This is a genomic window from Pseudodesulfovibrio mercurii, from assembly GCF_000189295.2.
Classification (GTDB): Bacteria; Desulfobacterota; Desulfovibrionia; order Desulfovibrionales; family Desulfovibrionaceae; genus Pseudodesulfovibrio; species Pseudodesulfovibrio mercurii.
Genome location: NC_016803.1, coordinates 1,520,809 through 1,544,925, shown reverse-complemented (window position 1 = coordinate 1,544,925; position 24,117 = coordinate 1,520,809). Strand labels below are relative to the sequence as shown.

Annotated in this window: 20 protein-coding genes; 12 read left to right on the top strand and 8 right to left on the bottom strand. The window is 66.0% G+C overall.

Translation table 11 applies throughout. From position 1 onward, the window contains the following. Nucleotides 1-18 precede the first annotated feature (18 nt). Nucleotides 19-924, top strand: coding sequence for a universal stress protein (locus DND132_RS07035; RefSeq protein ID WP_014322023.1), 906 nt, complete (start codon nucleotides 19-21; stop codon nucleotides 922-924). A gap of 103 nt (nucleotides 925-1,027) precedes the next feature. Further along, on the top strand, nucleotides 1,028-2,326 hold the full coding sequence (locus DND132_RS17970) for a (Fe-S)-binding protein (RefSeq protein ID WP_014322022.1): 1,299 nt from the start codon (nucleotides 1,028-1,030) through the stop codon (nucleotides 2,324-2,326). Between the two features lie 128 nt (nucleotides 2,327-2,454). On the opposite strand, the gene DND132_RS07020 is transcribed toward DND132_RS17970, so the two are convergent. From DND132_RS07020 to DND132_RS17570, 6 genes are all read right to left on the bottom strand, one after another. Further along, a complete protein-coding gene (locus tag DND132_RS07020; protein ID WP_014322021.1) occupies nucleotides 2,455-3,801 on the bottom strand; it encodes a sigma-54-dependent transcriptional regulator in 1,347 nt (448 codons plus the stop codon). Between the two features lie 4 nt (nucleotides 3,802-3,805). Beyond that, nucleotides 3,806-5,038 carry a two-component system sensor histidine kinase NtrB gene (locus tag DND132_RS07015; protein ID WP_014322020.1) on the bottom strand — a complete coding sequence of 411 codons (1,233 nt, stop codon included), beginning with the start codon at nucleotides 5,036-5,038 and terminating at the stop codon, nucleotides 3,806-3,808. 1 nt (nucleotide 5,039) lies between these two features. Then, a complete protein-coding gene (locus tag DND132_RS07010; protein ID WP_014322019.1) occupies nucleotides 5,040-6,182 on the bottom strand; it encodes an iron-containing alcohol dehydrogenase in 1,143 nt (380 codons plus the stop codon). A gap of 123 nt (nucleotides 6,183-6,305) precedes the next feature. Next, on the bottom strand, nucleotides 6,306-7,703 hold the full coding sequence (locus tag DND132_RS07005) for a B12-binding domain-containing radical SAM protein (protein WP_014322018.1): 1,398 nt from the start codon (nucleotides 7,701-7,703) through the stop codon (nucleotides 6,306-6,308). A gap of 136 nt (nucleotides 7,704-7,839) precedes the next feature. Next, entirely contained in the window at nucleotides 7,840-9,960 is a 2,121-nt protein-coding gene (locus DND132_RS17575) for an aldehyde ferredoxin oxidoreductase N-terminal domain-containing protein (protein ID WP_050813955.1), read from the bottom strand. Between the two features lie 48 nt (nucleotides 9,961-10,008). Continuing rightward, nucleotides 10,009-10,674, bottom strand: a complete 666-nt coding sequence (locus DND132_RS17570; protein ID WP_014322016.1) for a 4Fe-4S dicluster domain-containing protein — start codon at nucleotides 10,672-10,674, stop codon at nucleotides 10,009-10,011. Between the two features lie 393 nt (nucleotides 10,675-11,067). Here DND132_RS17570 and DND132_RS06990 point away from each other — a divergent pair, with 393 nt between their 5' ends. The 10 genes from DND132_RS06990 (at nucleotide 11,068) to DND132_RS06945 (ending at nucleotide 22,448) form a co-directional block, all read left to right on the top strand. Then, nucleotides 11,068-12,495: a sensor histidine kinase gene (locus DND132_RS06990; protein ID WP_014322015.1), complete on the top strand. Its 1,428-nt coding sequence runs from the start codon at nucleotides 11,068-11,070 to the stop codon at nucleotides 12,493-12,495. Beyond that, nucleotides 12,495-13,850 (top strand): sigma-54-dependent transcriptional regulator, encoded by a 1,356-nt coding sequence (locus DND132_RS06985; RefSeq protein ID WP_014322014.1) that lies wholly within the window; start codon nucleotides 12,495-12,497, stop codon nucleotides 13,848-13,850. Before DND132_RS06990 ends, DND132_RS06985 begins: the two co-directional genes overlap by 1 nt. Nucleotides 13,851-14,408: 558 nt before the next feature. Beyond that, nucleotides 14,409-14,837: a universal stress protein gene (locus tag DND132_RS06980; protein ID WP_014322013.1), complete on the top strand. Its 429-nt coding sequence runs from the start codon at nucleotides 14,409-14,411 to the stop codon at nucleotides 14,835-14,837. Nucleotides 14,838-14,930: 93 nt separating this feature from the next. After that, on the top strand, nucleotides 14,931-15,860 hold the full coding sequence (locus DND132_RS06975; protein WP_014322012.1) for a sulfite exporter TauE/SafE family protein: 930 nt from the start codon (nucleotides 14,931-14,933) through the stop codon (nucleotides 15,858-15,860). A gap of 2 nt (nucleotides 15,861-15,862) precedes the next feature. Further along, entirely contained in the window at nucleotides 15,863-16,597 is a 735-nt protein-coding gene (locus DND132_RS06970; protein WP_014322011.1) for a TIGR02186 family protein, read from the top strand. A 16-nt stretch (nucleotides 16,598-16,613) separates the two neighbouring features. After that, the gene (locus DND132_RS06965) at nucleotides 16,614-19,205 is read left to right on the top strand and encodes a PEP/pyruvate-binding domain-containing protein (RefSeq protein ID WP_014322010.1); all 2,592 of its coding nucleotides are present in this window, start codon (nucleotides 16,614-16,616) and stop codon (nucleotides 19,203-19,205) included. Nucleotides 19,206-19,222: 17 nt separating this feature from the next. Further along, complete coding sequence (locus tag DND132_RS06960) at nucleotides 19,223-19,612, top strand: response regulator (RefSeq protein ID WP_014322009.1); 390 nt, start codon at nucleotides 19,223-19,225, stop codon at nucleotides 19,610-19,612. Nucleotides 19,613-19,653: 41 nt separating this feature from the next. Then, nucleotides 19,654-20,451, top strand: a complete 798-nt coding sequence (locus DND132_RS06955; protein WP_014322008.1) for a universal stress protein — start codon at nucleotides 19,654-19,656, stop codon at nucleotides 20,449-20,451. Nucleotides 20,452-20,472: 21 nt separating this feature from the next. Beyond that, a complete protein-coding gene (locus tag DND132_RS06950) occupies nucleotides 20,473-21,339 on the top strand; it encodes a universal stress protein (protein WP_014322007.1) in 867 nt (288 codons plus the stop codon). A gap of 332 nt (nucleotides 21,340-21,671) precedes the next feature. Continuing rightward, on the top strand, nucleotides 21,672-22,448 hold the full coding sequence (locus tag DND132_RS06945) for a DUF169 domain-containing protein (protein WP_014322006.1): 777 nt from the start codon (nucleotides 21,672-21,674) through the stop codon (nucleotides 22,446-22,448). A 124-nt stretch (nucleotides 22,449-22,572) separates the two neighbouring features. Here DND132_RS06945 and DND132_RS17565 read toward each other — a convergent pair whose 3' ends face one another. Beyond that, nucleotides 22,573-23,388 carry an alpha/beta fold hydrolase gene (locus DND132_RS17565; protein ID WP_014322005.1) on the bottom strand — a complete coding sequence of 272 codons (816 nt, stop codon included), beginning with the start codon at nucleotides 23,386-23,388 and terminating at the stop codon, nucleotides 22,573-22,575. 89 nt (nucleotides 23,389-23,477) lie between these two features. Next, nucleotides 23,478-23,984 carry a tRNA (N6-threonylcarbamoyladenosine(37)-N6)-methyltransferase TrmO gene (tsaA, locus tag DND132_RS06935; protein ID WP_014322004.1) on the bottom strand — a complete coding sequence of 169 codons (507 nt, stop codon included), beginning with the start codon at nucleotides 23,982-23,984 and terminating at the stop codon, nucleotides 23,478-23,480. Nucleotides 23,985-24,117 lie beyond the last annotated feature (133 nt).

The window sequence follows — 24,117 nt, the reverse complement described above, 5'->3', positions numbered from 1 at the left end:
AAGGAAAGGGGGCTAGTCATGTTTAAGGACATCATCGTGGGCGTCACGCCCACCGGCATCGATGCCTGTGCGGTCAAGGCGGCGGTGGAGTTCGCCGTCAAGTTCGAGTCCAAGCTCTACCTGACCCACGTGGCCGGGATGGAACAGGGCTGGGGCTCCATAGAACACCTCGCGCCCTCGGGCGAGACCGAGCAGCTCGGGGACAAGATCCGGGAGATGTACGACGAATACCTGAAGGAACTCCCCAGCGCGCAGATCGTGGTCGTGCCGGGCATCCCGCACAACGAACTGCTGCGCCTGGCCCGGGCCAAGAACTCGGACCTCATCGTCATGGGGCCGCACACCAAGGAATACGAGGAGAAGCGGGCCAAGATGTGGGGCATGGCCGGCAGCACGCTCGAGCGCGTCAGCCAGCGGGCCCGCTGTCCGGTCATGATCGTTCACAAGGAGATATCCTGCCGCGAGCCGCTGTTCTCGAACATCGTGGTCGCCACGGACTTCTCGGACCAGGCCGAATGCGCCGTGTCCTACGGCGGGCAGATGGCCCGTCAGTACAAGGCCAACCTGGTGGTCATGCACGTGGCCGAGCCCGGTGGACCGGGCCGCAGCGAATGCACGGCCCGGCTGGAGGACGCCTACGGCAAGCGCCTCGACGGCATCGCCGACTGCGCCTTCCGGGCGGAGATGGGTGAACCGGCCATGGAGATCCTGCGCACGGCCCGCCAGGGCGACGCGGACCTGCTGATCATGGCCCACCACTCCAAGGAACGCGATCCCGAAAAGGCCTTCCTGGGCTCCACCGTGACCCAGGTGGCCCTGAACGCGCCGTGTCCGACCATGAGCGTCAACCGGCACTTCGACCTGCGCTGCGGCCTGATGTACGACCAGACCGGCCAGGTGGTCGAGGCCGAGGCCCTGGCCTGATCCGAGCTGAAACGAAACCGGTTCCGGGGGCGGACGGTCGCCCCCGGAACGACGCGCGCCGCGGGGAACGTCCGGCGGCGTCCATGCGCGAAAGGAGTGAACCATGGGCGAAGCGGCACAACTGCTGATCGAACCGAAACACTCGGCATTGGTGGACAAGGTCAAGGAACTGCTGCCCGAGGGCGGCAACCTGAACATGTGCCTGGCCTGCGGGGCCTGTTCCTCGGGCTGCCCGGCCACGGGCATGCACGGCATGGACCCTCGCAAATTCCTGCGCCTGGCCCTCTACGGCCAGGAGGAGGAGATCCGGTCCACGCCGTGGGTCTGGCTGTGCACCATGTGCCGGCGCTGCGTCCACGCCTGCCCCATGGAGGTGGACATCCCGCAGCTGGTCTACCACTGCCGCCAGTCCTGGCCCAGGGAGGAGCGCCCCAAGGGCATCCTCGGCTCCTGCGAGCAGGCCCTGTCCACGCCGGGCAACAGCGCCATGGGCGCGTCCAGCGAGGACTTCAAGTTCGTGGTCGAGGACGTGCTCGAAGAGGTCCGCGAGACCCAGCCGGGCATGGAGAACCTCGAGGTCTCCATCGACCGCAAGGGGGCCTACTACTTCCTGAACCAGAACTCGCGCGAGCCGGTCACCGAGCCGGACGAGATGGTCCCGCTGTGGAAGATCCTCAACCTGGTGGGCGCGGACTGGACCTACTCCACCAAGGGGTGGGCCGCCGAAAACTACTGCATGTTCCTGGCCGACGACGAGGCCTGGGAGAAGGTGGTCCGCAACAAGGCCGCGGCGGTCGAGGACCTCGGGTGCAAGGTCTGGCTCAATACGGAGTGAGGACACGAATTCTACGCGGTCCGGGCCGGACTGCAACGGTTCAACGTCGAACACAGCTTCGAGATGGAGTCCATCATCCGCCTGTACGCCAGGTGGATTCGCGAGGGGAAACTGCCGGTCAATTCGGACTGGAACAAGGACCTGGGCGTGACCTTCACGGTCCAGGACCCCTGCCAGCTGGTCCGCAAGTCCCTGCACGACCCCGTGGCCGAGGACCTGCGCTTCGTGGTCAGGTCCGTGGTCGGCGAGGAGAACTTCATCGACATGTGGCCGAACAAGTCGAACAACTATTGTTGCGGCGGCGGGGGCGGGTTCCTGCAATCCGGGTTCGCCGAGGAGCGGCGGGCCTACGGGAGGATCAAGCTGAACCAGATCCTCAGGACCAAGGCCGACTACTGCATCGCCCCGTGCCACAACTGCCATTCTCAGATTCATGATCTGAGCGAACATTACGAGGCCGGGTTCCCCGTGGTCCACCTGTGGACGCTCATCTGCCTCTCCCTCGGCATCCTGGGGGAAAACGAGCGGGAATACCTCGGCGAAGACCTCAAGAACGTGGGGTTGTGACCGTCCCGAGGCGGCGGTCCGGCCCGGGCTCCCGTGGAGCCCGGCGCCGCGCCCCGCGCGCAGGGAACCCTTCTCCGGGAGCGGATGACGCTCCCGGAGAACCGACGGGCGCGGTTGCGCGCCGGGGCCTAGCTCTCCTCGAAGGCGCGCAGCTTGCGGTACAGGGTCTTGCGTCCGATGCCCAGGATGCGTGCCGCCTGGGTGCGGTTCTGGCCCACGTGCTCCATGACCCGGAGGATGTAGCGCTTCTCCTGCTGGTCCAGGGTGGGCAGCGGGGCGCAGCACTCGCCCTCGTCCAGGGAGCGGGCTATGTCCGAGGGCAGGCACTTGGTGGTGATCAGGTCGTTCTCGGCCAGGATGATGCCCCGCTCGATGACGTTGCGCAGTTCGCGGACGTTGCCCGGCCAGTCGTAGGCGATCATGCTCTCCCCGGCCCGCTTGGACAGCCGGTAGGGCGGCCGGTCCGGGTAGAGGTTCTCCAGGAAGTGCCCCACGAGCATGGGGATGTCCTCCTTGCGTTCCCGCAGGGGCGGGATGTCGATGCGGAAGACGTTGAGGCGGTGGTACAGGGCCTCGTGGAAGCGGCCAGCCTCCACCTCCGCGGCCAGGTCGCGGTTGGTGGCGAACAGGAAGCGCACGTCCACCGAGCGCTCCTCGCGGTCGCCCACGCGGCGGTACCGCTGGGACTCGAACACGCGCAGGAGCATGGCCTGGACCTCCAGGGGCAGCTCGCCCACCTCGTCGAAGAACAGGGTGCCCTTGTCCGCCTGGGCCAGGACGCCCTCCTGGGTGGTCTCGGCCCCGGTGAACGCGCCCTTGCAGTAGCCGAACAGCTCGCTGCGCAGCAGCTCCTTGTTGAAGGCGCCGCAGTTTTTGACGATGAGTGGCATGCTCGCCCGCGAGCTGCGGGCGTGCAGAACGTTGACGATGACGTTCTTGCCCACGCCGCTCTCGCCGGTGATGAGCACGGGCGCGTCCGTGGGCGCGACCTTGTCCACCAGGAAGGCGATCTCGCGCATGGGCGCCGAGGTCCCGATGAACCACTGCCGAGGCTTGCCCCCCTTGTCCCGGCGCAGGGTGCGCAGCTCCCGCTGCATGACCCGGCGCTGGTAGGCCCGGTCGATGAGCAGGTTCATGCGGTCCAGGGAAAAGGGCTTGGTCACGTAGTCGTAGGCCCCGGCCTTCATGGCCTCCACCGCGCTGTCCACCTCGGAGTAGCCGGTGATCATGATGACCTCCACGTCGGGCAGGGTCTCGCGGAAATGCTCCAGCAGCCGGTTGCCGTTGCCGTCGGGCAGCCGGACGTCCAGCAGGATGACGTCGAAGTCGCCCCGCTTGACCAGGCGCTGGGCCTGGGCCGCCGTGGCCGCGGTGGTCACCTCCCGGCCGGGCAGGGCCAGCTCGCGTTCGGCCAGCTTGCGGATGAAGGGCTCGTCGTCCACCACCAGGACGCGGTTGATCTCCGTGTTCGCCATGGGCTCATTCCTCAAGCAGGGGCAATATGACCTCGAAGACCGCGCCCTCGCCGGGTTCGCTCGAGGCGGTGATCTCGCCGCCGTGCTTCATGATGATGTTGTAGCAGGTGGACAGGCCGATGCCGATCCCCTGGCCCGCCGGTTTGGTGGTGAAGAACGGCTCGAAGAGCTTGTCCACGTCTTCGGGCGCGAAGCCGCCGCCCGTGTCCGAGACCCGCAGCAGAACCATCCTCCCCTTCACCCGCGTGGAGATGTCGATGGTCCCGATGTCGCGCACCTCGTACAGGGCGTTGAGGATCAGGTTCAGGGCCACCTGCATCAGTTCGCCGGGGTGGCCCATGACGCAGGGCTCCTCCTCGGACAGGGCGAGCTTGATGATCCCGGACGGCAGGATGGACAGCCTGGGGTGGAGCAGCTTCAGGCAGTTGAGGATGATGTTGTTGATGTTGACGATGGACATGGCGCGCACGTCGCGGTGGCCGAAGCTGAGCAGGTTGTGGACGATCTCGGAGCAGCGGTTGCACTCCTTGAGCACTATGTCCAGGTACTCCTCGAAGGTTTCGAGCAGGTCCGTGCACGGCTCGCCGTCCTTGAGGCAGACGCCCAGCCGGTCCAGGTGGCCGTACAGGGCCTCGGCGAACCCCCGGATGGAGGTCAGGGGGTTGTTGATCTCGTGGGCCACGCCTTCGGCCAGCACGCCCACGGTGGCCATGCGTTCGGCCTGGAAATACTTGGCCTGGTACTGCTTCTCCACGGTCACGTCGCGGTGCAGGAGCAGGACCTTGCCCGGCGAGTCCCCGGTGCCGGGCATGAGCGCGGCCGAGCACTCGATCTGCCGGTTCTCGCCGTCCACGTTCATGATCTGCAGTTGGCGGCAGACCTTGCGGCCCTCCTCCCTGGCCATGACCAGGGGGCAGGGCGAGCACGGCCGCTTCGAGTTCTTGAAGACCTTGTAGCAGGGCAGCCCCAGGGGGTCGCGCTTGCCGTAGGTCTCGGAAAAGGCGCTGTTGACCGAGAGCACGCGGTAGTCCGGAGAGACTACGGCGACCACGTCCGGGATGCCGTTGAGGATGTCCTGGACGTCGCGCCGCTTCTGCTCGAGTTCGATGTTCGAGGCCTTGAGCTCGTTGATGGTCTTCTGGACTTCCTTGAAGAACCCGAGCTTGATGGACTCGATGCCGATGATGTCTTCGAGCCGGGCATTGCCGCCGGTGTCGCCGCCGTTTCCCTGGGTCATGTCACCACATCTCGTAGTAGATGTTCAGGATGTCCTTCCAGTCCGCCGGCCGGGGGTTGGTCAGTAGGCAGATGTCCTTGACCGCGTTGTGGCTCGCCTGAGGGAGCATGGTCCGGTCCGGCAGAATCTCGCGCAGGCGGCCGGGGATGCCGATCTCGCCTCGCAATTGCTCCAGGGCCTCGATGCCGGCCAGGGCCGTGGCCTCGTCGGTCTTGAGCCGCTTACCGGTGATGACCTCGCCGATCTTGGCCATCTTGGCCTCGCAGACCGGCAGGTTGTAGCGCATGACGCTGGGCAGGAGCAGGGAGTGGGCCGTGCCGTGGACCACGTCGTGCATGCCGCCCAGGGCGTGGGCCAGGGCGTGGCCGAGCCCCACGCTGGCGTTGGTGAAGGCCATGCCCGACGAGGTGCCCGCGATGGCCAGCTGTTCGAGGTCCTCCAGCCTGCGGTGTTCCAGGGCTGGTCGGATGTGCCGCATGAGCAGGTCCAGCCCCTTGAGGCTCCACGCCTCGGTGAATGGGTTGGCGATGGGCGAGACGTAGGACTCCACGGCGTGGGCCAGGGAGTCGAACAGCGGCGGGATGATCTGGTCCCGGTTCAGGGTCTCGAGGAGCAGGGGGTCGGTGATGGAGATGTTCGGCACCAGGGTCCGGCTGATGACGGTCATCTTGACCCGCCGCTCCACGTCCGTGACCACCGTGAACTGCGAAATGTTCGATTCGCTGCCCATGGTGGTGGGGATGAAGACCATGGGGGGCAGGGGTCGGGAGACCATGTTGGCCCCCTCGTAGTCGGCGATGACGCCCCCGTTGCTGACGATCAGGGCGATGCCCTTGGCCGCGTCCATGGGGCTGCCGCCGCCCAGGGCCATGACCACGTCCGCCTCTTCCCGGCGGTAGAGCTCCGCGCCGTTGTGGACCTGGAAATCGCGCGGGTTGGGCACCACGTCGTTGAAATAGACGAAATCGAGATTTTCCTGGCGCAGGATGTCCAGCAGAGCCTCCACCCAGCCCGCCTCCTCCACGCCTGGGTCCGAGACCACGAAGATCTTGGAGGCCCCCAGGCGTTTGGCGCAGATGCTGGCATATTGCAGGCTTCCCCGGCCGAAAATCACTTCGGGAATAGCGAACTTGAATATGTCCACGGTATTGTCCTTTGGTTCGATTGTATCGTCTTGCGCATCCTCTATCAAGGCACTTGCCGCAATAATTTCTTTCCCCTTGGGCGGTTGGCGTATTCGATCGCGGTGTTGCTTCGGGGCGGCCCCCTAGGCGCGGTGGGACAGCCCCTTGGCCATGCGACGCATGAGGAAGTACTTCTCGTCGAAGCCCATGGCGCGCATCTGCTCGTACAGCTCCGGGGCGATGCCCCGCGTCAGGAGCATTTGCAGGTAGATCAGGTCGTCCACGTCGTGCTCCAGGGTGTAGGGCGGCGGCGGTTCCGTCCCGAGCCAGTAGTCGTCGTCGATCAGCCCGGCCTCCCTGGCACGGTCGTACTGGGCCGACGCCGGGAGCAGAGTGTTGATGCCCATGATGGGCATTGTCGCCGGGCGGATCTCGCGGATGAGCTCCACGGTCTCGCCGATGGTCTCCGGGTTCTCGCCGGGGTTGCCGACCATGAGGAAGCAGCACGGCTCCATGGCCGCCTCGTGGGTCAGGGCGAAGGCCCGGCGGACCTGCTCCACGGTGAATCCCTTGTTGGCGGCCTTGAGCACGCGCGGGCTGCCGGACTCCACCCCGTAGTAGATGCGGTAGCACCCGGCCTTGTACATCCAGCCGAGCAGCTCCTCGTCCACCAGGTCCACACGGGTCTCGGCCATCCACACGAAGTGCAGCTTGCGCGTGATGATCTCCTTGCACAGGGCCAGGACGCGCTCCCGGTCCAGGGTGAACAGGTCGTCGGAGAAGTACAGGTGGCGGACGTGCAGGTCCTCGATGAGGCGTTCGATCTCGTCGGCCACGTTGCCCGGCGAGCGCCTGGCCCAGCGCCCCTCGAAGAACCGGTTCACCGAGCAGAAGCCGCAGTGGAACGGGCAGCCGCGCGAGCTGAGCAGGTGGGTTCCGGTCAGGGAGCGGTATTGCTCCGGGATCTCCGGGGACTTGTACTGGGCGAGGTTGAAGGCGTCGTAGGCCGGGAAGGCCAGCCCGTCCAGGTCCGTGGTCCGCGTCCTCGGCGGGGTCAGGAAGATCCCGTCCTCCGAGCGCAGGGCCAGGCCGGGGATGTCCTTCAGGTCGCCGCCCGCATCGAGACGGGCGACCAGTTCCACGATGGTCTCCTCGCCTTCGCCCAGGACCACCGTGTCCACGGCAGGGTTGGCCAGCATGTGTCCGGGGAAGAAGGTGGCGTGCGGCCCGCCCATGACCACGTGGGCCTCGGGCAGGACGCGGCGCGCCTCGACGGCCAGGCGCTGGGCGTTGGTCCGGCCCAGGGTGAAGCAGCTGATGCCGACCACGTCGGGCTGTTCCCGGCGCATGAGGGCGGCAGCGGACGGCCAGGACTCCTCGTGCAGGTCGCGGTAGACGGTCTCCACGCCCTGGTTTCGCAGGGCGCTGGTCAGATAGGCGATGCCCAGGGGCACCCAGGTCTTGGGCGGCAGCAGGTCCTCTTCGGCAGTGGCCGGATTGCGCAGCCTGGGGGCGGGCGGGGTCAGGAGCAGTACCTTCATCCTTTCTCCTTATCGTAAAACATGCGGGCGGTCTGTTAAAACCGGATATGCCCCGGCCCCCCCGGGAAGGACTTTGGGGGGACCGGGGACTCTGGACGCCCCTGTCACGGAGGTGGACCAGGAACGGTTGCGGTCGCTACGCGGGCAGCTTGAAGGCCTCCTTCTCGAACTTGGCCAGTTCCTTGTCCATGCCCAGGCGCTTCATGAGCCGCCGGGTGGGCATGCCGGTCTTCGGGTCCCATTCCATCAGCTTGTAGTACTCGTCCTTGACCGCCTCGAAGTTCTCCCGGATCAGCGGGGGATGCGGCGGATCGGCCGGCGGATAGCTCGGCAGCAGGCGCGTCTCCACGGGCGTGAAGAAGTGATCGGGCAGTTGGTCGTGCTCTTCACGCAGGTTGACCTTCCTGCCTCCGCCCCATTCCATGGCGGTCAGCAGCCGGTGCAGGACCCAGATGCGGGCGGCCCGGTCGTCCAGGGCCTTCTGGGTCATCTTCTCGCCGGTGACCAGTTCGAAGAGCTTGTACTCCACGGAGATGTCGCCGGTGTACTCGCGGTCCTTGCGTCCGCTGGTCATGATCGGGAAGACCCAGTCGCAGACCGTGATGCTGTCCTTGATGCAGCCGCGGTAGTGGATGAACTGACCCAGGTAGGCGTTGGCGTAGGCCGACTTCTCGCCGTTCCAGGTCAGGGCCACGTCGCGCTTGCGGTGGATGTCGTTGAGCCCGTTCTCGGCGATCTCCTCGCCCCAGTGCCGCACGGCCACGGGCATGGCCTGTTCGAAGGACAGGCCGGTCCACTCCACCAGGTTGGTCATGGAGTGGCGGTTGGGATCGCGATTTTCCACCGCGAAGTTGACCGCCCAGTAGTAGCCGAAGGTGCGCGGGTCGTAGTGGGCCGACATGCCCCAGCCGCCGTTGCCGCCCACGACGCCGCCCATGATGCCTTCCATGTTCACGAAGTTCATGGTCTTCTGGGCGGCTTCCTTCATGTGCATGGCGGTGAACTTGTCGGCGACGATGTCCACTGCCCGGCGGAACCCTTCGGCCAGGGCGTCGCCCAGGAAGCCCTGGCGGTAGGCGATCATGTTCATCAGGGTCTCGAGGCCCACGGTGCTCAGGTCGCCCTCGGGCGGATAGTGGCCCTGTTCCAGGCCGGCCAGGATCTCGTTGCTGACCAGCTTCTTCTCATTGAGGAGGCGCAGCAGGCTCTTGCCGTCGATCTTCTCGTCCTGGAGGTGCCAGACGAACTGGATCATGGGGAACATCTCGAAGGTGTCCACGCCGAGCTTGTTGGCCAGTTGGTTCGCCAGGAAGGTGGCCTTGTCGCGGTTGCCCATCCAGGAATAGAACCACTGGGTGCAGCTGACCGCGCCGCCGCCCATGCCGTCCACGTTCATGTAGGAGTAGCAGCCCTGGGGGCAGGAATAGCAGGACTGGGACTTGACGTGGTACTTGTTCAGCCACGGCGCGCAGCTCTCGGTCTGGTCGAAGCGCAGGGCCTGCTTGTTGATGTCCTTGGGGTCCACGTACTTCTCGGTCCAGCTGAGCGGGCCGGTGGACAGCGGGGTGGAGCCCAGGGGGCCGGGCTGGAACTCGCGCACGCTCTTGACGTACTTGATCAGGTTCTTCTTGTCCGCCACCTGCACGCCACTGGTGCCGCGCACGGCGATGGCCTTGAGGTTCTTGGAGCCCATGACCGCGCCGAAGCCGCCCTGGCCCGCCGCGTTGCCGATGCGGTGCAGGATCGGGGCGATGCGCACGAGCCGCTCGCCCGAGGGGCCGATGACCGCGATCTGGGTCTTCTCGTCGCCGGTCTTGGCCTTGATCATGTCCTGGGTCTCGAAGGTGTCCTTGCCCCACATGTCCGAGGCGTCCTCGATGGTCACCTCGTCGTTGACCACGTTGATGAACACGGGCTTCTTGGCCTTGCCCTGGACGATCACCGCGTCGTATCCGGCGAACTTCAGTTCCGCGCCCCAGTAGCCGCCGAAACCGCTGCGGCTGACAAGGGGCTTCTTGGACTTGGGCGCGTAGACGTGGGGTGAGATCGAGATGACCTCGGAACGCCCGGTGGAGGGCGCCAGGGAACCGGTCATGGGGCCCACCGCGAAGATGATCCGGTTTTCGGGGTCAAAGGGTCCGGCCTGGGGCGCTTCGTCAAAGATGACCTTGTAGCCGATGCCGATGCCGCCGGTGTATTCCAGGTACTTGGACGTGTCTTCCTTGGTGATGGAGCCGTTGTCCAGGTTGATTCGCAATATTTGTCCAGCCCATCCGTACATAGTGCTGTCTCCTTGCTTTGTGGGTTAGCCGAGTTGGATGAACTTCAGCGCGTCAGCCGGGCAGAACTTGACGCACATGGGGTCGCCGCCGCACAGGTCGCACTTGGAGAAGATGCTCTTCTCCTTGTTCTCCACGATCATGTCGTAGGGGCAGGCGGCGAAGCATTCGCCGCATCCCTGGCACTTGGCCGGGTCGATGATCCGGGCCCCGGTCTTCTTGTCCAGGACCAGCGCGTCGTATTCGCAGGCCAGGTAGCAGTCGGCCATGTTGCACTGACGGCAGACGTCGGGCATGACCGCCAGCTTGACCAGCTTGTGCTGGGGATCGTAGGTGGTGTGGATGCGGGCCAGGGCGGGCCGGCAGACGTCGTCGTGGGCCAGCGAGCAGATGATCTCGCAGGTCCGGCAGCCCACGCAGGTGGTCGGGTCGGAGACCAGCCAGGCCCGGGTGTTGGGCAGCTGGTCCGGGGATATCCCGCGGTTGTAGTTTTCGGGCTTGAAATTCTTCGGGGCGGCCATGGCCACGCCGGCCAGGGTCCCGGCGGCCACGACCTGGACGCCCAGGAAACCGAGCATCTTGCGTCGGCTGATGCCCTCGCCCTTTGACGGTAACGTTTCTTCCTGGACCGCCACGTAATCGGTGGCCGTCTCTTCTACCGATGCTTGGTCCGTTGTCTTGATGGTGCTCACGGAAGCCTCCTGTTGGTTTACGCATTGAACCGCATGCCCTCCCATGAGCAAATCCGGGACCAGCCCTTGCGGGGCGGGGCTTTCGGACCTATTTTGTGCAGGATTTGGGCATAATACTAGCTGTGCAAAACCACTCGGTTGAGAAAAATGCAGGAATTTTTCCGTGAGGGGGAAATGGTCCGAAAAGGGGTACGGGCGGGGGGTTCTTAACGTTTCCTTATGACCCAAACGCCGAAATTTCTCGGGTCGGAATGACCCGGATTTTGAGGGGGGGTGGCGCGAAGTTGATTTTTTGCACCGTTTGGGGCGAAAGTACCCGTTGTCCCCGGCAGCCTTGGCCCGCACGTGCGGCCGAACGCCCCGCCGGGTGTTGTGGAAACCCTTGGAGCCGGTATGCAGTCGTTGAAGATCAAGGTCCTTCTGGTGGTCGTCGCCTTTGTCCTGTTCATGCTCCTGACCATGGGCATGTACTGGTGGAACATCGTGGCCTTCCGCGAGCGGCTGACCGTCATGGACGAGTTCCACGACGTGGTCTCGGACATCCTGGAGACCCGGCGCTACGAGAAGAACTTCATGTTCTACCCCGAGCCGGGCAGCCTGGGCGAGGCCCTGGTCTATCTGGACCGCGCCGAGCACACCGTGGCCCTGCTCCAGCCCAAGATCGTGGAGATCGCGGGCCGGGACGTCTACGACGGCCTGCTCGACGACATTGCCGCCTACCGCACGCTGCTGCACGCCCTGGCCAACGGCGACAGATCCGTGGCCGACGACACCCGGCAGCACGGCACCCGGCTGGTGGAGGGGGCCCAGTCCCTGCTGGCCACCAAGAAGCAGGCCATCCACGACGCCCTGGACCGCATCCTGTTCATGCCCCTGGCGGTCATGTCCCTGATCCTCATCTCCATCACCGCGGTCTACCTGTGGCAGGCGCGCAAGATCCTGGACCGCCTGGACTACGTGCAGCGGGCCGCCGAGGGCGTGGCCAAGGGGGACTACGAGGCCATCCAGCACCTGACCAGCCAGGACCCCATCTCCGAGATGATGCGCTCCGCCTTCCAGTCCATGGCCGCCCAGCTGGACGACCGCCAGGAGCAGCTCATCGAGGCCCGCAAGCTGGTCTCCATCGGCACCCTGACCTCGGGCATCGCCCACGAGCTGAACAACCCGCTGAACAACGTCTCCCTGACTGCCGACACGCTTCTGGAGGAGTTGGACGACCTGCCCGAGGCCGAGGTTCGCGAGCTTCTGGGCGACATCATCAACGAGACCGGCCGGGCCTCGGAGGTGGTCCGCAACCTTCTGGACTTCTCGCGCGAGGAGGAGCGGCCCCTGGCCCGGCTGAGCATGAACAACGTCATCCGCCAGACCCTCAAGCTGGTGGGCAACCAGCTCTCCCTGAACGGCATCAAGGTGGAGGCCGACCTGCCCGAGGGGCTGCCGGACATCCACGGCGACATGCACTACCTCCAGCAGGTCTTCATCAACCTCTTTCTCAACGCGGACCAGGCCATGGAAAAGGGCGGCACCCTGGGCGTGAAGGTCCGCAGGGACCACGACCGGCTGTGCGTGGACGTGTCCGACACCGGCTGCGGCATGGACAGGGACACCCTGAGCCGCATCTTCGATCCCTTCTTCACCACCAAGCCCGTGGGCAAGGGCACGGGGCTTGGGCTGTCCATCATCTACGGCATCCTCAAGAAGCACGGCGGGGGGATCGACGTGCAGAGCGAGGAGGGCGTGGGCACGACTTTCACCGTCTGTCTGCCCGTGCTGGCCGACGAAGCCGCCCCGGCCGCCGGGACCGGCGAGGAGGCGGCGTGATGCGCTTCCGGGCGGCGGTCATCGACGACGAGGCCCAGGCCGCGAAGATGGTCGGCAGGGCGCTCGGCAAGCTCGGCTTCGAGGTGGAGACCTTCGGGCTGGGTCACAATTTCCTGGCGCGCATGGCCGAGGACCCCTTCCAGCTCGCCTTCATCGACCTGAAGCTGCCGGACATGGACGGCATCGAGATCCTGGAGGCGGTCAAGACCGGGTTCGAGAACGTGGAGGCCGTGATCATCACCGGCCACGGGTCCATCGCCTCGGCCGTGGAGGCCACGGCCAAGGGCGCGGCCAACTACATCGTCAAGCCCTTCCGGCTCCAGGAGATCCGCACCGTGGCCCGGGAGGCCATGGAGAAGCTCGAACTGCGCGCGGAGAACCGGCGGCTCAGGGAGGCCCTGGACGAGGCCCCGCCGCTCAAGGACTTTCTCGGGGCCGGCCAGGCCATGCTCGACGTCTTCGCCATGATCCGCAAGGTCGCGCCGGTCAACTGCACGGTCCTGCTCCAGGCCGACACGGGCACGGGCAAGGAGCGCGCGGCCAAGGCCATTCACGACCTCTCGCCTCGCAGGAACAAGACCTTCGTCTCCTTCAACTGCGGCGGGTTCACCGAGGAACTCATCTCCAGCGAGCTGTTCGGCCACGAGAAGGGGGCCTTCACCGGGGCCACGGCCACCAAGATCGGCCTGCTCGAATCGGCCAACGGCGGCACGGTCTTCCTGGACGAGATCGGCGAGATGCCCCTGAACATGCAGGTCAAGTTGCTCCACGTCATCCAGGACCGGCGCATCCTGCGCGTGGGCGGTACCCAGCCCATCGACCTGGACATCCGCATCATCGCGGCCACCAACCGCGACCTGGAGGAGGCCATGGCCGCCGGGCGGTTCCGCGAGGACCTGTTCTACCGCCTCAACGTGGTCCGCATCTACCTGCCCACCCTGGCCGAGCGGCGCGAGGACATCCCGCTCCTGGCCAACCATTTCCTGGCCGCCTTCAACGCCCGGTTCGGCAAGGACGTGACCGCCATCTCGCCCCAGGCCATGGAGGTCCTGACCCAGTACAACTATCCGGGCAACGTCCGCGAGCTGGAGAACATCGTCCAGCGCGCCGTGGCCCTGGCCGACGGCGAGGTCATCGGCCTGCGCGAGCTGCCTCCAGACCTGCTCAACCTGACCTTCAGCAACCTGGGCACCCCCGGCCTGCTCCCCCTGGAGGAGGTCGAGAAGCGCCACATCCTCCGCGTGCTCGAGGCCACCGGCCACAACAAGGGGCTGGCCAGCTCCATCCTGGGCATTCCCCGGACCACCCTGTGGCGGCGGCTCAAGAAATTCGGCCTGGCCGGGGACGAGGACTGATCCGTCCGCGGTGCGCGGGCGGAAGATGCGCCGCTTCGTCGGCAACCCACTGTTTTCCTGACCTTTCCCCATGCCGGGCCTCGGCCCCTGTCCGGTGTGCGCGCCCCTGACTTTCTTCGAAAAGACGACTCTCCGGCCATTTTTTTCGGGAAAATCCGCACAAGCCCAGACCACCCTCCGGACTCGCTCCGGACCGCCTGTTCATTTTGAAACACGATTCGCGTGAAAAGCGGTCTCGGGCACCCGTCGTCCTCCATGGGTATTTCAGAATGAAACATGTTTTTCGCCCTCCGCACGCCCGCTCCGGGCGGGCATGATTCTATTATCGCATGATATTCAAGCAGGTTATCAGGCAAGCTTCCGGACAGCTTCCGGTTCGTGCCGGGTGACGTCCGTCTTCCGGTCAGCTGTTCATTTTGAAACATGAATCGGGCCGAAAGTCTGTCCAAAGCCGCACAACGGAAAATAAATTACATATATATCAACATATTGAGATGTTGCTGCCCGCCGCCGTCCTGGCACCGCCCTTGCTCAAGGGGGTGCCGACGGAAGGAAACAATGAAGAACGTACTGATCGTAGTGGACAAATCGGAATCCAGCCTGTGGCTCGCCTATTACGCCATGGGACTGACCCGGCGCATGGCCGTCAACGTCTCCATCCTCATGGTGGTGGACGAGGAGTTCGACGGCATCGAGGACGACGGGGAGTGGATCGGATCGCCCGAGAAGCGGCTGGAATCGATCCTGGCCGAAGGCCGCTCCGAGGGCGCCCGCCTCGATTACTACGTGGTCCGCGGGCGGATGGAGGAGGAGATCCCCAAGTTCATTCGCGAGAACAACGTGACCAAGCTCTTCATCGGAGCCCCTCCGTCTGGCCGCCAGTCCCTCTATTCCAAGCTGATGAAGGTGATTGACGCGGTGAACACCACCACCCGCTGCGAGGTGGAGGTGGTGCAGAAGGTGTCCGCGCACGGCAAGCGCAAGTGATCCGCCTCCCGAAGGGGGCGAGGCGGACCGCCTACGGCACGGACCCGGCGGGTCCGGTCCGGCAGAAGGATTTCAACCTGTGGAGGAGTATCGATGTTTCATATGTATCTTCCCATCGCCGGGAACAGCGTCAACGTGTTCCTGGTGTTCGCCCTGGGAGGGTTCGTCGGCCTGCTGTCCGGCATCTTCGGTGTCGGCGGCGGGTTCCTGATGACGCCGCTGCTGATCATGTTCGGCATCCCGCCGACCGTGGCCGCGGCCTCGGATTCCAACCAGATCGTGGGCGCGTCCACCTCGGGCTGCCTGGCCCACTACCGGCTGGGCAACGTGGACTTCAAGATGGGCATCCTGCTCCTCGTCGGCGGCGTGCTCGGCGGCTTCGGCGGCGTCCAGGTCATCAAGGTCCTGAAGGCCATGGGCAACGCCGACTTCCTGATCAACGTCACCTACGTGCTCATGCTCGGTGGCGTGGGCTCGTACATGTTCATCGAGTCCGTGCAGAGCCTGCGCAAGAAGGAGCCCGAACCGGGCGCCGCGGCCAGGCCGGTCAGGAAATCGCGCTACGCGGTCATGATGGAGAAGCTCCCGTTCCAGACAGACTTCGTCAAGTCCGGGGTGCGCCTGTCCATGCTCATGCCCCTGGTCCTCGGCGTCCTGGTGGGCGTGCTCGCGGCCATCATGGGCGTGGGCGGCGGCTTCATCATGGTCCCGATCATGGTCTACCTGCTGCGCATGCCCATGCACGTGGTCGTCGGCACCAGCCTGTTCCAGATCCTGTTCACCTGCATCAACGTGACCATCCTGCAATCCTACACCAACCACACCGTGGACTTCGTCCTGGCGGTCCTGCTCCTGCTCGGCTCCACCCTGGGCGCGCAGTTCGGCACCCGCATCAGCCGCAAGCTCAAGGGCGAACAGCTCAAGATCCTGCTGGCCACCCTGGTCCTGGCCGTCATGGTCAAGATGCTGCTCAACCTGCTGGTCACGCCCGACGTGCTGCTGGCCATCGCCGGAGGTCACTAGTCATGCCCAAGTTCGCATCCCTTTGCGCGGCCCTTGCCGCCGTCCTGTTCCTGGCCCTTCCGGTCCATGCCGAGACCCCGGTCAAGATGACCCTGCGGCCCAACCTGGTGACCATCGGCACCGGCTTCAACGGGACCAGGGTGACCATCACCGGCACGGTCCCCCAGGGCTCCAGCGCGGTCATCCGCCTGCTCGGCGAGCCGCACGACAAGACCTTCAAGAAGAAGGGCAAGGCGCTCGGCCTGCTGTGGATGAACCTCGGGGCCGTGGAGATCCGGGGCGTGCCCGACGTCTTCCTCATGGGCACCGACGGCGCGTCCGAGGCCGACTGGGAACACTCGGACCTCGCCTTCGCCTCGGTCAAGGGCGATACCGAAGACTGGATCTATGACGAGTTCATCAAGCTCATGGAGCAGGACGGCTTCTACGAGGTGGAGAACGGCGTGGTCCAGTACACCGGCGAGGAGGGCGGCGTGCGCTCCTTCCGGGCCGAGCTGTCCATCCCCTCGGCCATGCACCAGGGCGTGTACCGGGTCGAGGTCCTGGCCGTGAAGGACGGCAAAATCGTGGACATGGCAGCCGAGGAGCTGCACACCAAGCTCGTGGGCCTGCCCGCCTTCCTGGCCAAACTGGCCTTCGATCATTCGCTGCTCTACGGCGTGGCCGCCGTGATCATCGCCATCCTGGCCGGGCTGTTCATGAGCGTGGTCTTCCAGGAACGCGGGAGCGCCCACTAGGGCGGGGGGACCGGCCATGTTCGGCTTGCTCGATCACATCCGCACCAGGCTGCTGCGCAGGCGGCGCAGGGAACGCGTGTCCCTGGCCGCCCTGTTCCGGCAGTTCCAGCAGGTGCTCGAGTTGAACAACCGCATCCTCACGGCCATCGCCTCCATGCACGACAAGCTGGGCGGGGACTACATCTTCGACGTGCAGTACCTGCGCACCTCGAAGCAGTTCATCGTGGATACGGTCCGGGAGCTCATCGACGCCTTCGACGCCATGGCCCCGGGCCGGTATCCCGGCCTGTACGCCATCTTCCGCGACATCCGCCACAAGCTGGAGAGCGAGATGGAGCGCAGGCCCGTGCTGCCCGACGTCATGGCCATGGCCTTTGCGGACATCCGCCTGAAGGACATGGACGCGGCAGGGGCCAAGTCCACCCGCCTGGCCATGATCGCCGAGGCCTCGGCCGGGGCCGTGCCGCCCGGTTTCGCGGTGACCACCTCGGCCTACCGGCTGTTCATGGAACTCAATGACATCGAGGAGGAGATCGTCGGGCTGGAGGGGGCCTGGCGCGACGGGACCATGACCGTGCAGGAGGCCTCGGGCAAGATCCGCTCGCGCATCCTGGCCGGGTCCATCCCGCCGCGCGTGCGCCGGGCCATGGGCCGCGAACTCGACAACCTGCGCCGGGGAGCCGGGGAGGGCGCCCTGCGCCTGGCCGTGCGCAGTTCGGCCTGGGGCGAGGACGGGGACCTGTCCTTCGCCGGGCAGTACGACAGCTTCCTGAACGTCCGGCCCGAGGACCTGCACGACGCCTACCGCAAGGTCCTGGCCTCCACCTATTCCCCGGCGGCCATGGAGTACCGGCGCGAGTACGACTTCAAGCCGGACGAGGTCTTCATGGCCGTGTCCGTGCAGGCCATGGTCGAGGCCCGGACCAGCGGGGTGGTCTATTCCCTGTCCCCGGTCCGGTCCGGCGAGAGCGGCATCGAGATCGCCGCCGCCTGGGGGCTCGGCTCCCCGGTGGTCGCGGGCGAGGTCGAGGCGGACCGTTTCCTGGTCTCGCGCGAGCCCGCCCACGCCCTGCTCCGGGAGAGCGTGGCCCACAAGAAGACGGCCCTGCTGCCCGGCCCCGAGGGGTCCGTGTTCACCGGGGAGGTGGAAGCCTCCCTGCGCGACCGGCCCAGCCTGTCGCCCGCCGAGATCCGGCTGCTGGCGGACACGGCCATCCGCCTGGAACAGTATTTCAAGAAGCCCCAGGACATGGAGTTCGCCTTTGACCGCGACGGCGCGCTCATCGTGCTCCAGTCCCGGCCCCTGCGCATGGAGGTGTACGACGATCCGCACTCCCCGGACCTGAGCGACGTCCTCAAGGGGTATCCGGTGCTCCTCAGCGGCGAGGGCGACGTGGCCCAGCAGGGCGTGGGCTCGGGCCCGGTCTTCGTGGCCTGGGAGGGGCGCGACCTGGAGGAATTTCCCGTGGGCGCCATCCTGCTGGCCCACCTGTCGTCGCCCCAGTACGCCGCGGTCCTGCCCAAGGCCTCGGGTGTCATCACCGACATCGGCTCGCCCCTCGGGCACATGGCCACCATCGCCCGCGAGTACCGGGTGCCCGCCCTGCTCAACGTCAGCCGGGCCACCCTGGTCCTCAAGGAGGGCGACGTGATCACCCTGGATGCCGAGCAGAAGACCGTCTACCAGGGGCTGGTCCGCGAGCTGCGCCTGCACGACTTCATGAGCGACCGCATGGAGGAGACCTACGAGTACCGGCTGTTGCGGCGCATGCTCAAGCTCATCGAGCCCCTCTACCTGGTGGACCCCGAGGACGGCGGCTTCACGCCCCAGGGATGCCGGACCATGCACGACATCGCCCGGTTCATTCACGAGAAGGCCGTGGAGATCCTGACCGAGCTGCCGACTTCGTCCGGGGCCGGGGAGGCCTGTCCCGGCGGGCGGCTGGAGCTCCCGGTGCCCCTGGACCTGGTGGTCCTGGACATCGGCGGCGGCCTGGACGCGTCCTGCGCCGGGGACGTGGACACGCCCAGCCGCAGGCGGACCGTCCGCCCGGACCAGGTCCGCTCCGAGACCCTGCGCGCCTTCATCGACGGCGTGACCTCCGAGGGGGTCTGGCAGTCCAGCCCCGTGCCCGTGGACTTCTCGAGCTTCATGTCGAGCATGACCCGGACCTTTTCGGCGGACTCGGCCGGGGTCAAGCGCATGGGCCAGAACCTGGCCGTGGTCTCGGACCGTTACCTGCACCTGAGCCTGAAGCTCGGTTACCACTTCACGCTCATCGACTGCTACCGGAGCGAGGACGACTCGCGCAACAGCGTGCAGTTCCGCTTTGCGGGCGGGGTGACCGGGGCGGTCCGGCGGTCGCGCAGGGCGCGCTTCCTGGCCGAGGTCCTGAACGGCTTTGACTTCTCCGTGACCGTCAAGGACGACCTGGTGGTGGCCCGGGCCAAGGGATGGATGGCCCGCGACCTGGGACGGCTCATGCGCATCCTCGGGCTGCTGGTGGCCTACACCCGCCAGTTGGACGTCTCCATGGTCAGCGACGCCGTGATTTACGAGCATTGTCAGGAGTTTGAACACATCGCCGAAGAGGCGGTGGGCAATTAGCATTGGAGGTTGGCACCATGACCGCCACATCGAAGACCAGTATTCTCATTCTCGACGACGAACCCATCGTCAGCAAGCGGTTGCAGCCCGCCCTGGAAAAGAGGGGCTACGAGGTGGAGAGCTTCTACGAAAGCGCCAAAGCCATGGCCCGCATCCGCGAGCGGACCTTCGACATCGTCGTCACCGACCTCAAGATGGAGGGCGTGGACGGCATGCAGTTCCTGGCCGAGGTCAAGACGCTCTCGCCGCGCACCGAGGTCATCGTCATCACCGGGTTCGCCACCATGGACACGGCCAAGGAGTCCATGCGCAAGGGCGTGTTCGACTTCCTGGCCAAGCCGTTCAAGCTCGGCGAGATCCAGGAAGTCATCAGGAAGGCCGAGGAACACATCCGTCTCGGCCGGTGAGGGAGGGAATCCATGAACCAGACAACAAGCGAGGTGCGCCCATGGACATGCTGAAAGCCCTTGTCCCCGTGGAAATGACGTTGGCGTCCAATGTGGCCCTGCGATACCTGTGCCGGAAGGCGGAACTGCTCGGCATCGCCGTGCAGCCCGTCCACGTGGAGGAGCCGGACCACAAGCCGCACTCGTCGGAGACCGGCTGGATACGCCGCTCCTGGGAGTCGGGCCTGCGTCAGGCCGGGCTTGAGGAGGTGCAGCGCATCCTGAACAGCGAGAAGCTCGACTGCTTCATCCTGCCCAACCCCATCGTCCGCGTGGGCGACCGCGAGGACACCCTGCTCGAGGAGCTGCGCCTGGGCGGCTACGACTTCTTCGTGGAAGGGGAGGTGGCCAACTTCAACACCGGGGCCTTCCGCAAGCGGCTGCGCTCCAAGCTCTACCGCCAGATGCCCTGCCCGGTCCTGCTGGTGCGCAACATGATCCAGTCCGACCGGCTGGTCCTGCTCCTGGACGAGAAGACCGACGTGGACTCCCTGGCGGGCCGCTTCCATCACCTGTTCGGCTCCCGGGCCGTGGATTTCGACCTGTGCGCCTACGCCATGGACGACCTGCACCGGGACCCGCACCCGGACGAGCTCCTGGCCGAGGGCCGGGAGCTCCTCGGCAAGCTCGGCCACGCCCCGGCCCGCGCCTTCACCCTGCTGGGCGCGCCCGAGACCGCGGCCCGCAGCCTGGGCGACTACGGCATGATCGTGGCCCACATGGACCGCAGGTCCAACCGCAAGTCGCCCCTGACCGAGGTCCTGGGCCTGGTCTCCAGCCCCATCCTCATTTGCTGGTAACCGTACCAAGGGAGAGTTGACATGAAGATTCTCGTCGCCGTGGATGAAAACGCCTACAGCCGGTACGCCGTGCGCCAGGCCGCCCGCCTGGCGGCCAACACCTGGGCCGACGTGGTCATGCTGGCCATCGAAAAGAGCCGTTCCTACATCGCCGAGGAGGAGCTGGACCCGAGCCACGCCCATCCCCGCCTGCGGCTGCTGGGCCGCTACCGGGAGGACTTCCTCGAGGCCCTGGGCCCCGGCGCGGACCTGTACGACCGGCGCGCGGACGCCCCGTGGATGCGCCGGGGGGACAAGGTCCTGGAACAGGACCTCTCCGGGCGCAAGGCCTTCAAGCTCCACCTGCGCGGCGGGGACCCGGTCAAGGCCATCACCACCGAGGCCCGGGCCGAGGGGTGCGACCTGATCATCCTCGGCTGCGGCCACCACGAGGGCGGCTGGGGCCGGGGGTCGGACGTGCCCGGCCGGGTGGCCGACGCGGCCGACTGTTCGGTTTTCGTCATCCGCGAGGAGCCGGCCACCTCGCGGGTGGTCTGCTGCCTGGACCACGCGGACATCTCTCAGGAGTCCCTGGAACTCATCAACCAGTGGGTGACCATCTACGCCGCCGGGCTGGAGGTGGTCGGCGTGCTCAGGAAGGGCGAGCTGCGCGAGCCCGTGGAGGTCAGTATGGGCGAGGTCCTGGACTACTACCTGAAGCGGGACGTCCACGCCCTGATCCGGGTGGTGGACGAGGACTCGCTCGAGACCTTCATCGAGTCCGGGCGCAAGGACGACCTCATGGCCCTGTGGCTCAAGCACAAGTCGCCCCTGGAACGAATCTTTCACTCCAAAAGGGTCAATGCGTTGGTTAATCACGCCTCCTCATCCATGCTTATCCTGCGCTGACCCGCGAACCGAACCGGAGATGGAGCCGCCCGCGACCCTGCCGGGCGGCTCCATCGCCAACCCCTCTCCGCATCCCCCGCGATCCGGCCCGGCCGGGAAGGACCGCAACCGCCCCGTTTCCGTGACCTCCTTGCCGCTTGTGAAAAAACGGCGCAACACTTGTCCCTTCGAAGCCGACATCGTGCTTGATTCAGCATAATGCAGCGCGCGGAATTTCACGACGGGCCCTCCCCTTGACCCCCGGTCCTGCCGGGGCATAGCGGGAGGACGCCGGTCCGGATTCCGTTCGTTCCGGCATCGTGCACAACCATCAATCCGAAAGGAGTACCATCATGTCGTACAGGGAAATGCAGGAAATCCTCATGCGCGAGCTACGGCTCTATCACTACCCCGTGGCGGTCAAATTCTTCTTCGACCAGGCCGAGCTGGACGCCTTCCACGCGGCCGCGCCGGAGATCTACACCCCGGTCAAGGCCATGACCTTCTGTCAGTGGGAGATCGGGGCGCGCATGAAGGGCCAGATCGTCTATTCGGGCGAGGCCGGGCTGGGCTGCGGCAACGCGCGCTACGGCTTCGGCTGGAAGGAGCTGGACGAGGGCGAGATCAAGGGCCACGCCAAGTACACCAGGGACCTGGACCAGGCCGAGCGGTTCGTGCGCTCCAAGGCCCGGCTGCCCCAGGGGCTGCTCGGCATCGCCGTGGCCCCGCTGGGCGCGGTGGACGGCCTGTACGAGCCCGACACCGTGCACTTCTACTGCGACAACATGCAGGCCTACCACCTGGCCGTGGACTACATGGCGGCCACGGACACCCACCCCCTGCACTCGACCATCACCATGAACTCCTCGGCCTGCGGCGGCAACGTGCACTCCTACCTGGCCCGCGAGTTCAACATGCTCCCGGCCTGCTCGGGCAGCTACAACGCGGGTAAGACCGAGCGCGGCGAGATCAACGTGATCATCCCCGGCGTCCAGTTCGGTGCGGTCTTCGACCGGCTCATGACGCGCATCAAGGCGGGCAGCAGCTCCATCACCCGGCCCGGCGACGGCTTCCCCGGCGCGGACGTGTGCAAGAACTGCCCGCTGATCGTCTTCAAGAAGGAGCAGTAGGCGGGATTCCCTGCGACCCGTCCGCGCCGGTGGATGGTGCGGTTCCCGGCGCGGACGGTGACGAGGGTGGCGGCCCGGGTGGCGAGGGCCGTCAGATTGACGGACGGGAGGAGGTAGCCCGCCGTCAGGCGTCGATTCTTTCGCCGGCCACGGCCAACTCGTGGCGCCTGCGGTAATGCGAACAATATTGCATGCGCATTTCGTGCGGCATGGTGTTGCGCGAACAGCCGTTGAAGTTGCGCGATGCGCCGGGCGCGGCCTGGCTCACCAGCAGGCGGGCCAGCTCCTGGGCCCGGCCGAGGAGCGGATATTCGTACATGTCCAGTTCGAGCCAGGGCATGCCCGAGGCTTCGACCATGTCGCGGGTGAAGGGCGAGCCGGGGGCGTCCGTCTCCGGGGAGTGGATGAACAGAGCCCTGGGCCAGCGGCCGCGCGCCGGACCCGCGTAGGGCTCGGTGAAGGCCCGCCGGGGGAAGGGGGCCAGGAGCGAGGCTGTGTCCTCGCCGCACTCCAGCCAGTTCAGCGGCCCGGACACGAACGGGGCGACCTCGGTGGATTCGCTGTTGCCGTCGATGGCCGCGGCCAGGTCCTCGGGACAGACCTCCATGAAACTCCTGCCCGGTTCGGGCAGCACGGCGTCCCAGAAGATCAGGGTACGCACGGCCGTGGGCAGGGCCTCGGCCAGGGCCGGGCCGAGCAGGCCTGACCAGCCCGAGCAGACCAGGGCCACGTCGCGCAGGTTCTCTGCCTCGAAATAGCGGACCAGGTTATCCAGGGCCGCCTTCGACGGGCTGTCCGCGTTGTCCGGTCCGAAGGGCAGGGTGCGCCCGGCGAAGCTCGGGGTGTGGACCTCGTGGCCGAGGTCGCGCAGCTCGCGGGCCGTCTGGCGCCAGACCCAGCCGCCTTGAAACGCGTCGTGCAGGAGTACGAAGAGTGCCATGTCTCACCTCATCCGGGTTGTGCATCGGTCGGACGGGCGCGGCTCAGGGCCACGGGCGCTTCGGGATGCCGTTTTCGCGATAAAAATTCCTAGCTTCCGGTCTCCTCCAGGGCGCAGGCCGCAAAGCGGTCGTCGCTGCGCCGGGTGGTCGCGTTGCACGACTTGCCCTCGAACCAGCCTACGCGGTCGGCGGGCCAGACGTCGAAGTCCGGGACATAGGGCTTGATGTCGATGACCGGGGTGCCGTCGAGCACGTCCACGTTGTTCAGGATGATGCCCTCCTCCGAGACCCCGCACAGGGACATGACCGACAGCCCCAGCGGGTTGGGCCGCTTGGGCGAGCGTGTGGCGAAGATGCCGTGCGGGCTGTTGTCCAGGAAGGGGATCACGGTCAGGTCCTGCCCCTCGATCTCGTGCAGGTGGTAGAGGATGATCAGGTGCGAGAACCCCTCGATGTCCCGCAATCCCTCGCGGAACTCGGGCAGCACCTGGATGGTCCCCTTGACGCCCTGGGCCCCGGAGGGCTGGATGGGCATGCCCGTGGTGTTCTTGTGCGGGGTGTGGAAGTAGCCGATGGGTCTGTAGTGAATTTGCATGGATTATACCTTGTTTGGTGTGTTGTGTCCCGTAAAGCATACAATATGCCAACGGCTAACTCCCATAATTTCAATATGTTGTCAAAACTGCGCCGACGACATTTTGTGCATTTACGTACAAATTTGAAATTAA

Excerpts from the sequence above, each read along its gene's own strand:
- DND132_RS07035 (WP_014322023.1), top strand. The coding sequence starts at position 19 with ATGTTTAAGGACATCATCGTGGGCGTCACGCCCACCGGCATCGATGCC.
- DND132_RS07020 (WP_014322021.1), bottom strand. The coding sequence starts at position 3,801 with ATGGCGAACACGGAGATCAACCGCGTCCTGGTGGTGGACGACGAGCCC.
- DND132_RS07015 (WP_014322020.1), bottom strand. The coding sequence starts at position 5,038 with ATGACCCAGGGAAACGGCGGCGACACCGGCGGCAATGCCCGGCTCGAA.
- DND132_RS07005 (WP_014322018.1), bottom strand. The coding sequence starts at position 7,703 with ATGAAGGTACTGCTCCTGACCCCGCCCGCCCCCAGGCTGCGCAATCCG.
- DND132_RS06990 (WP_014322015.1), top strand. The coding sequence starts at position 11,068 with ATGCAGTCGTTGAAGATCAAGGTCCTTCTGGTGGTCGTCGCCTTTGTC.
- DND132_RS06985 (WP_014322014.1), top strand. The coding sequence starts at position 12,495 with ATGCGCTTCCGGGCGGCGGTCATCGACGACGAGGCCCAGGCCGCGAAG.
- DND132_RS06980 (WP_014322013.1), top strand. The coding sequence starts at position 14,409 with ATGAAGAACGTACTGATCGTAGTGGACAAATCGGAATCCAGCCTGTGG.
- DND132_RS06975 (WP_014322012.1), top strand. The coding sequence starts at position 14,931 with ATGTTTCATATGTATCTTCCCATCGCCGGGAACAGCGTCAACGTGTTC.
- DND132_RS06970 (WP_014322011.1), top strand. The coding sequence starts at position 15,863 with ATGCCCAAGTTCGCATCCCTTTGCGCGGCCCTTGCCGCCGTCCTGTTC.
- DND132_RS06965 (WP_014322010.1), top strand. The coding sequence starts at position 16,614 with ATGTTCGGCTTGCTCGATCACATCCGCACCAGGCTGCTGCGCAGGCGG.
- DND132_RS06960 (WP_014322009.1), top strand. The coding sequence starts at position 19,223 with ATGACCGCCACATCGAAGACCAGTATTCTCATTCTCGACGACGAACCC.
- DND132_RS06955 (WP_014322008.1), top strand. The coding sequence starts at position 19,654 with ATGGACATGCTGAAAGCCCTTGTCCCCGTGGAAATGACGTTGGCGTCC.
- DND132_RS06950 (WP_014322007.1), top strand. The coding sequence starts at position 20,473 with ATGAAGATTCTCGTCGCCGTGGATGAAAACGCCTACAGCCGGTACGCC.
- DND132_RS06945 (WP_014322006.1), top strand. The coding sequence starts at position 21,672 with ATGTCGTACAGGGAAATGCAGGAAATCCTCATGCGCGAGCTACGGCTC.
- DND132_RS17565 (WP_014322005.1), bottom strand. The coding sequence starts at position 23,388 with ATGGCACTCTTCGTACTCCTGCACGACGCGTTTCAAGGCGGCTGGGTC.
- tsaA (WP_014322004.1), bottom strand. The coding sequence starts at position 23,984 with ATGCAAATTCACTACAGACCCATCGGCTACTTCCACACCCCGCACAAG.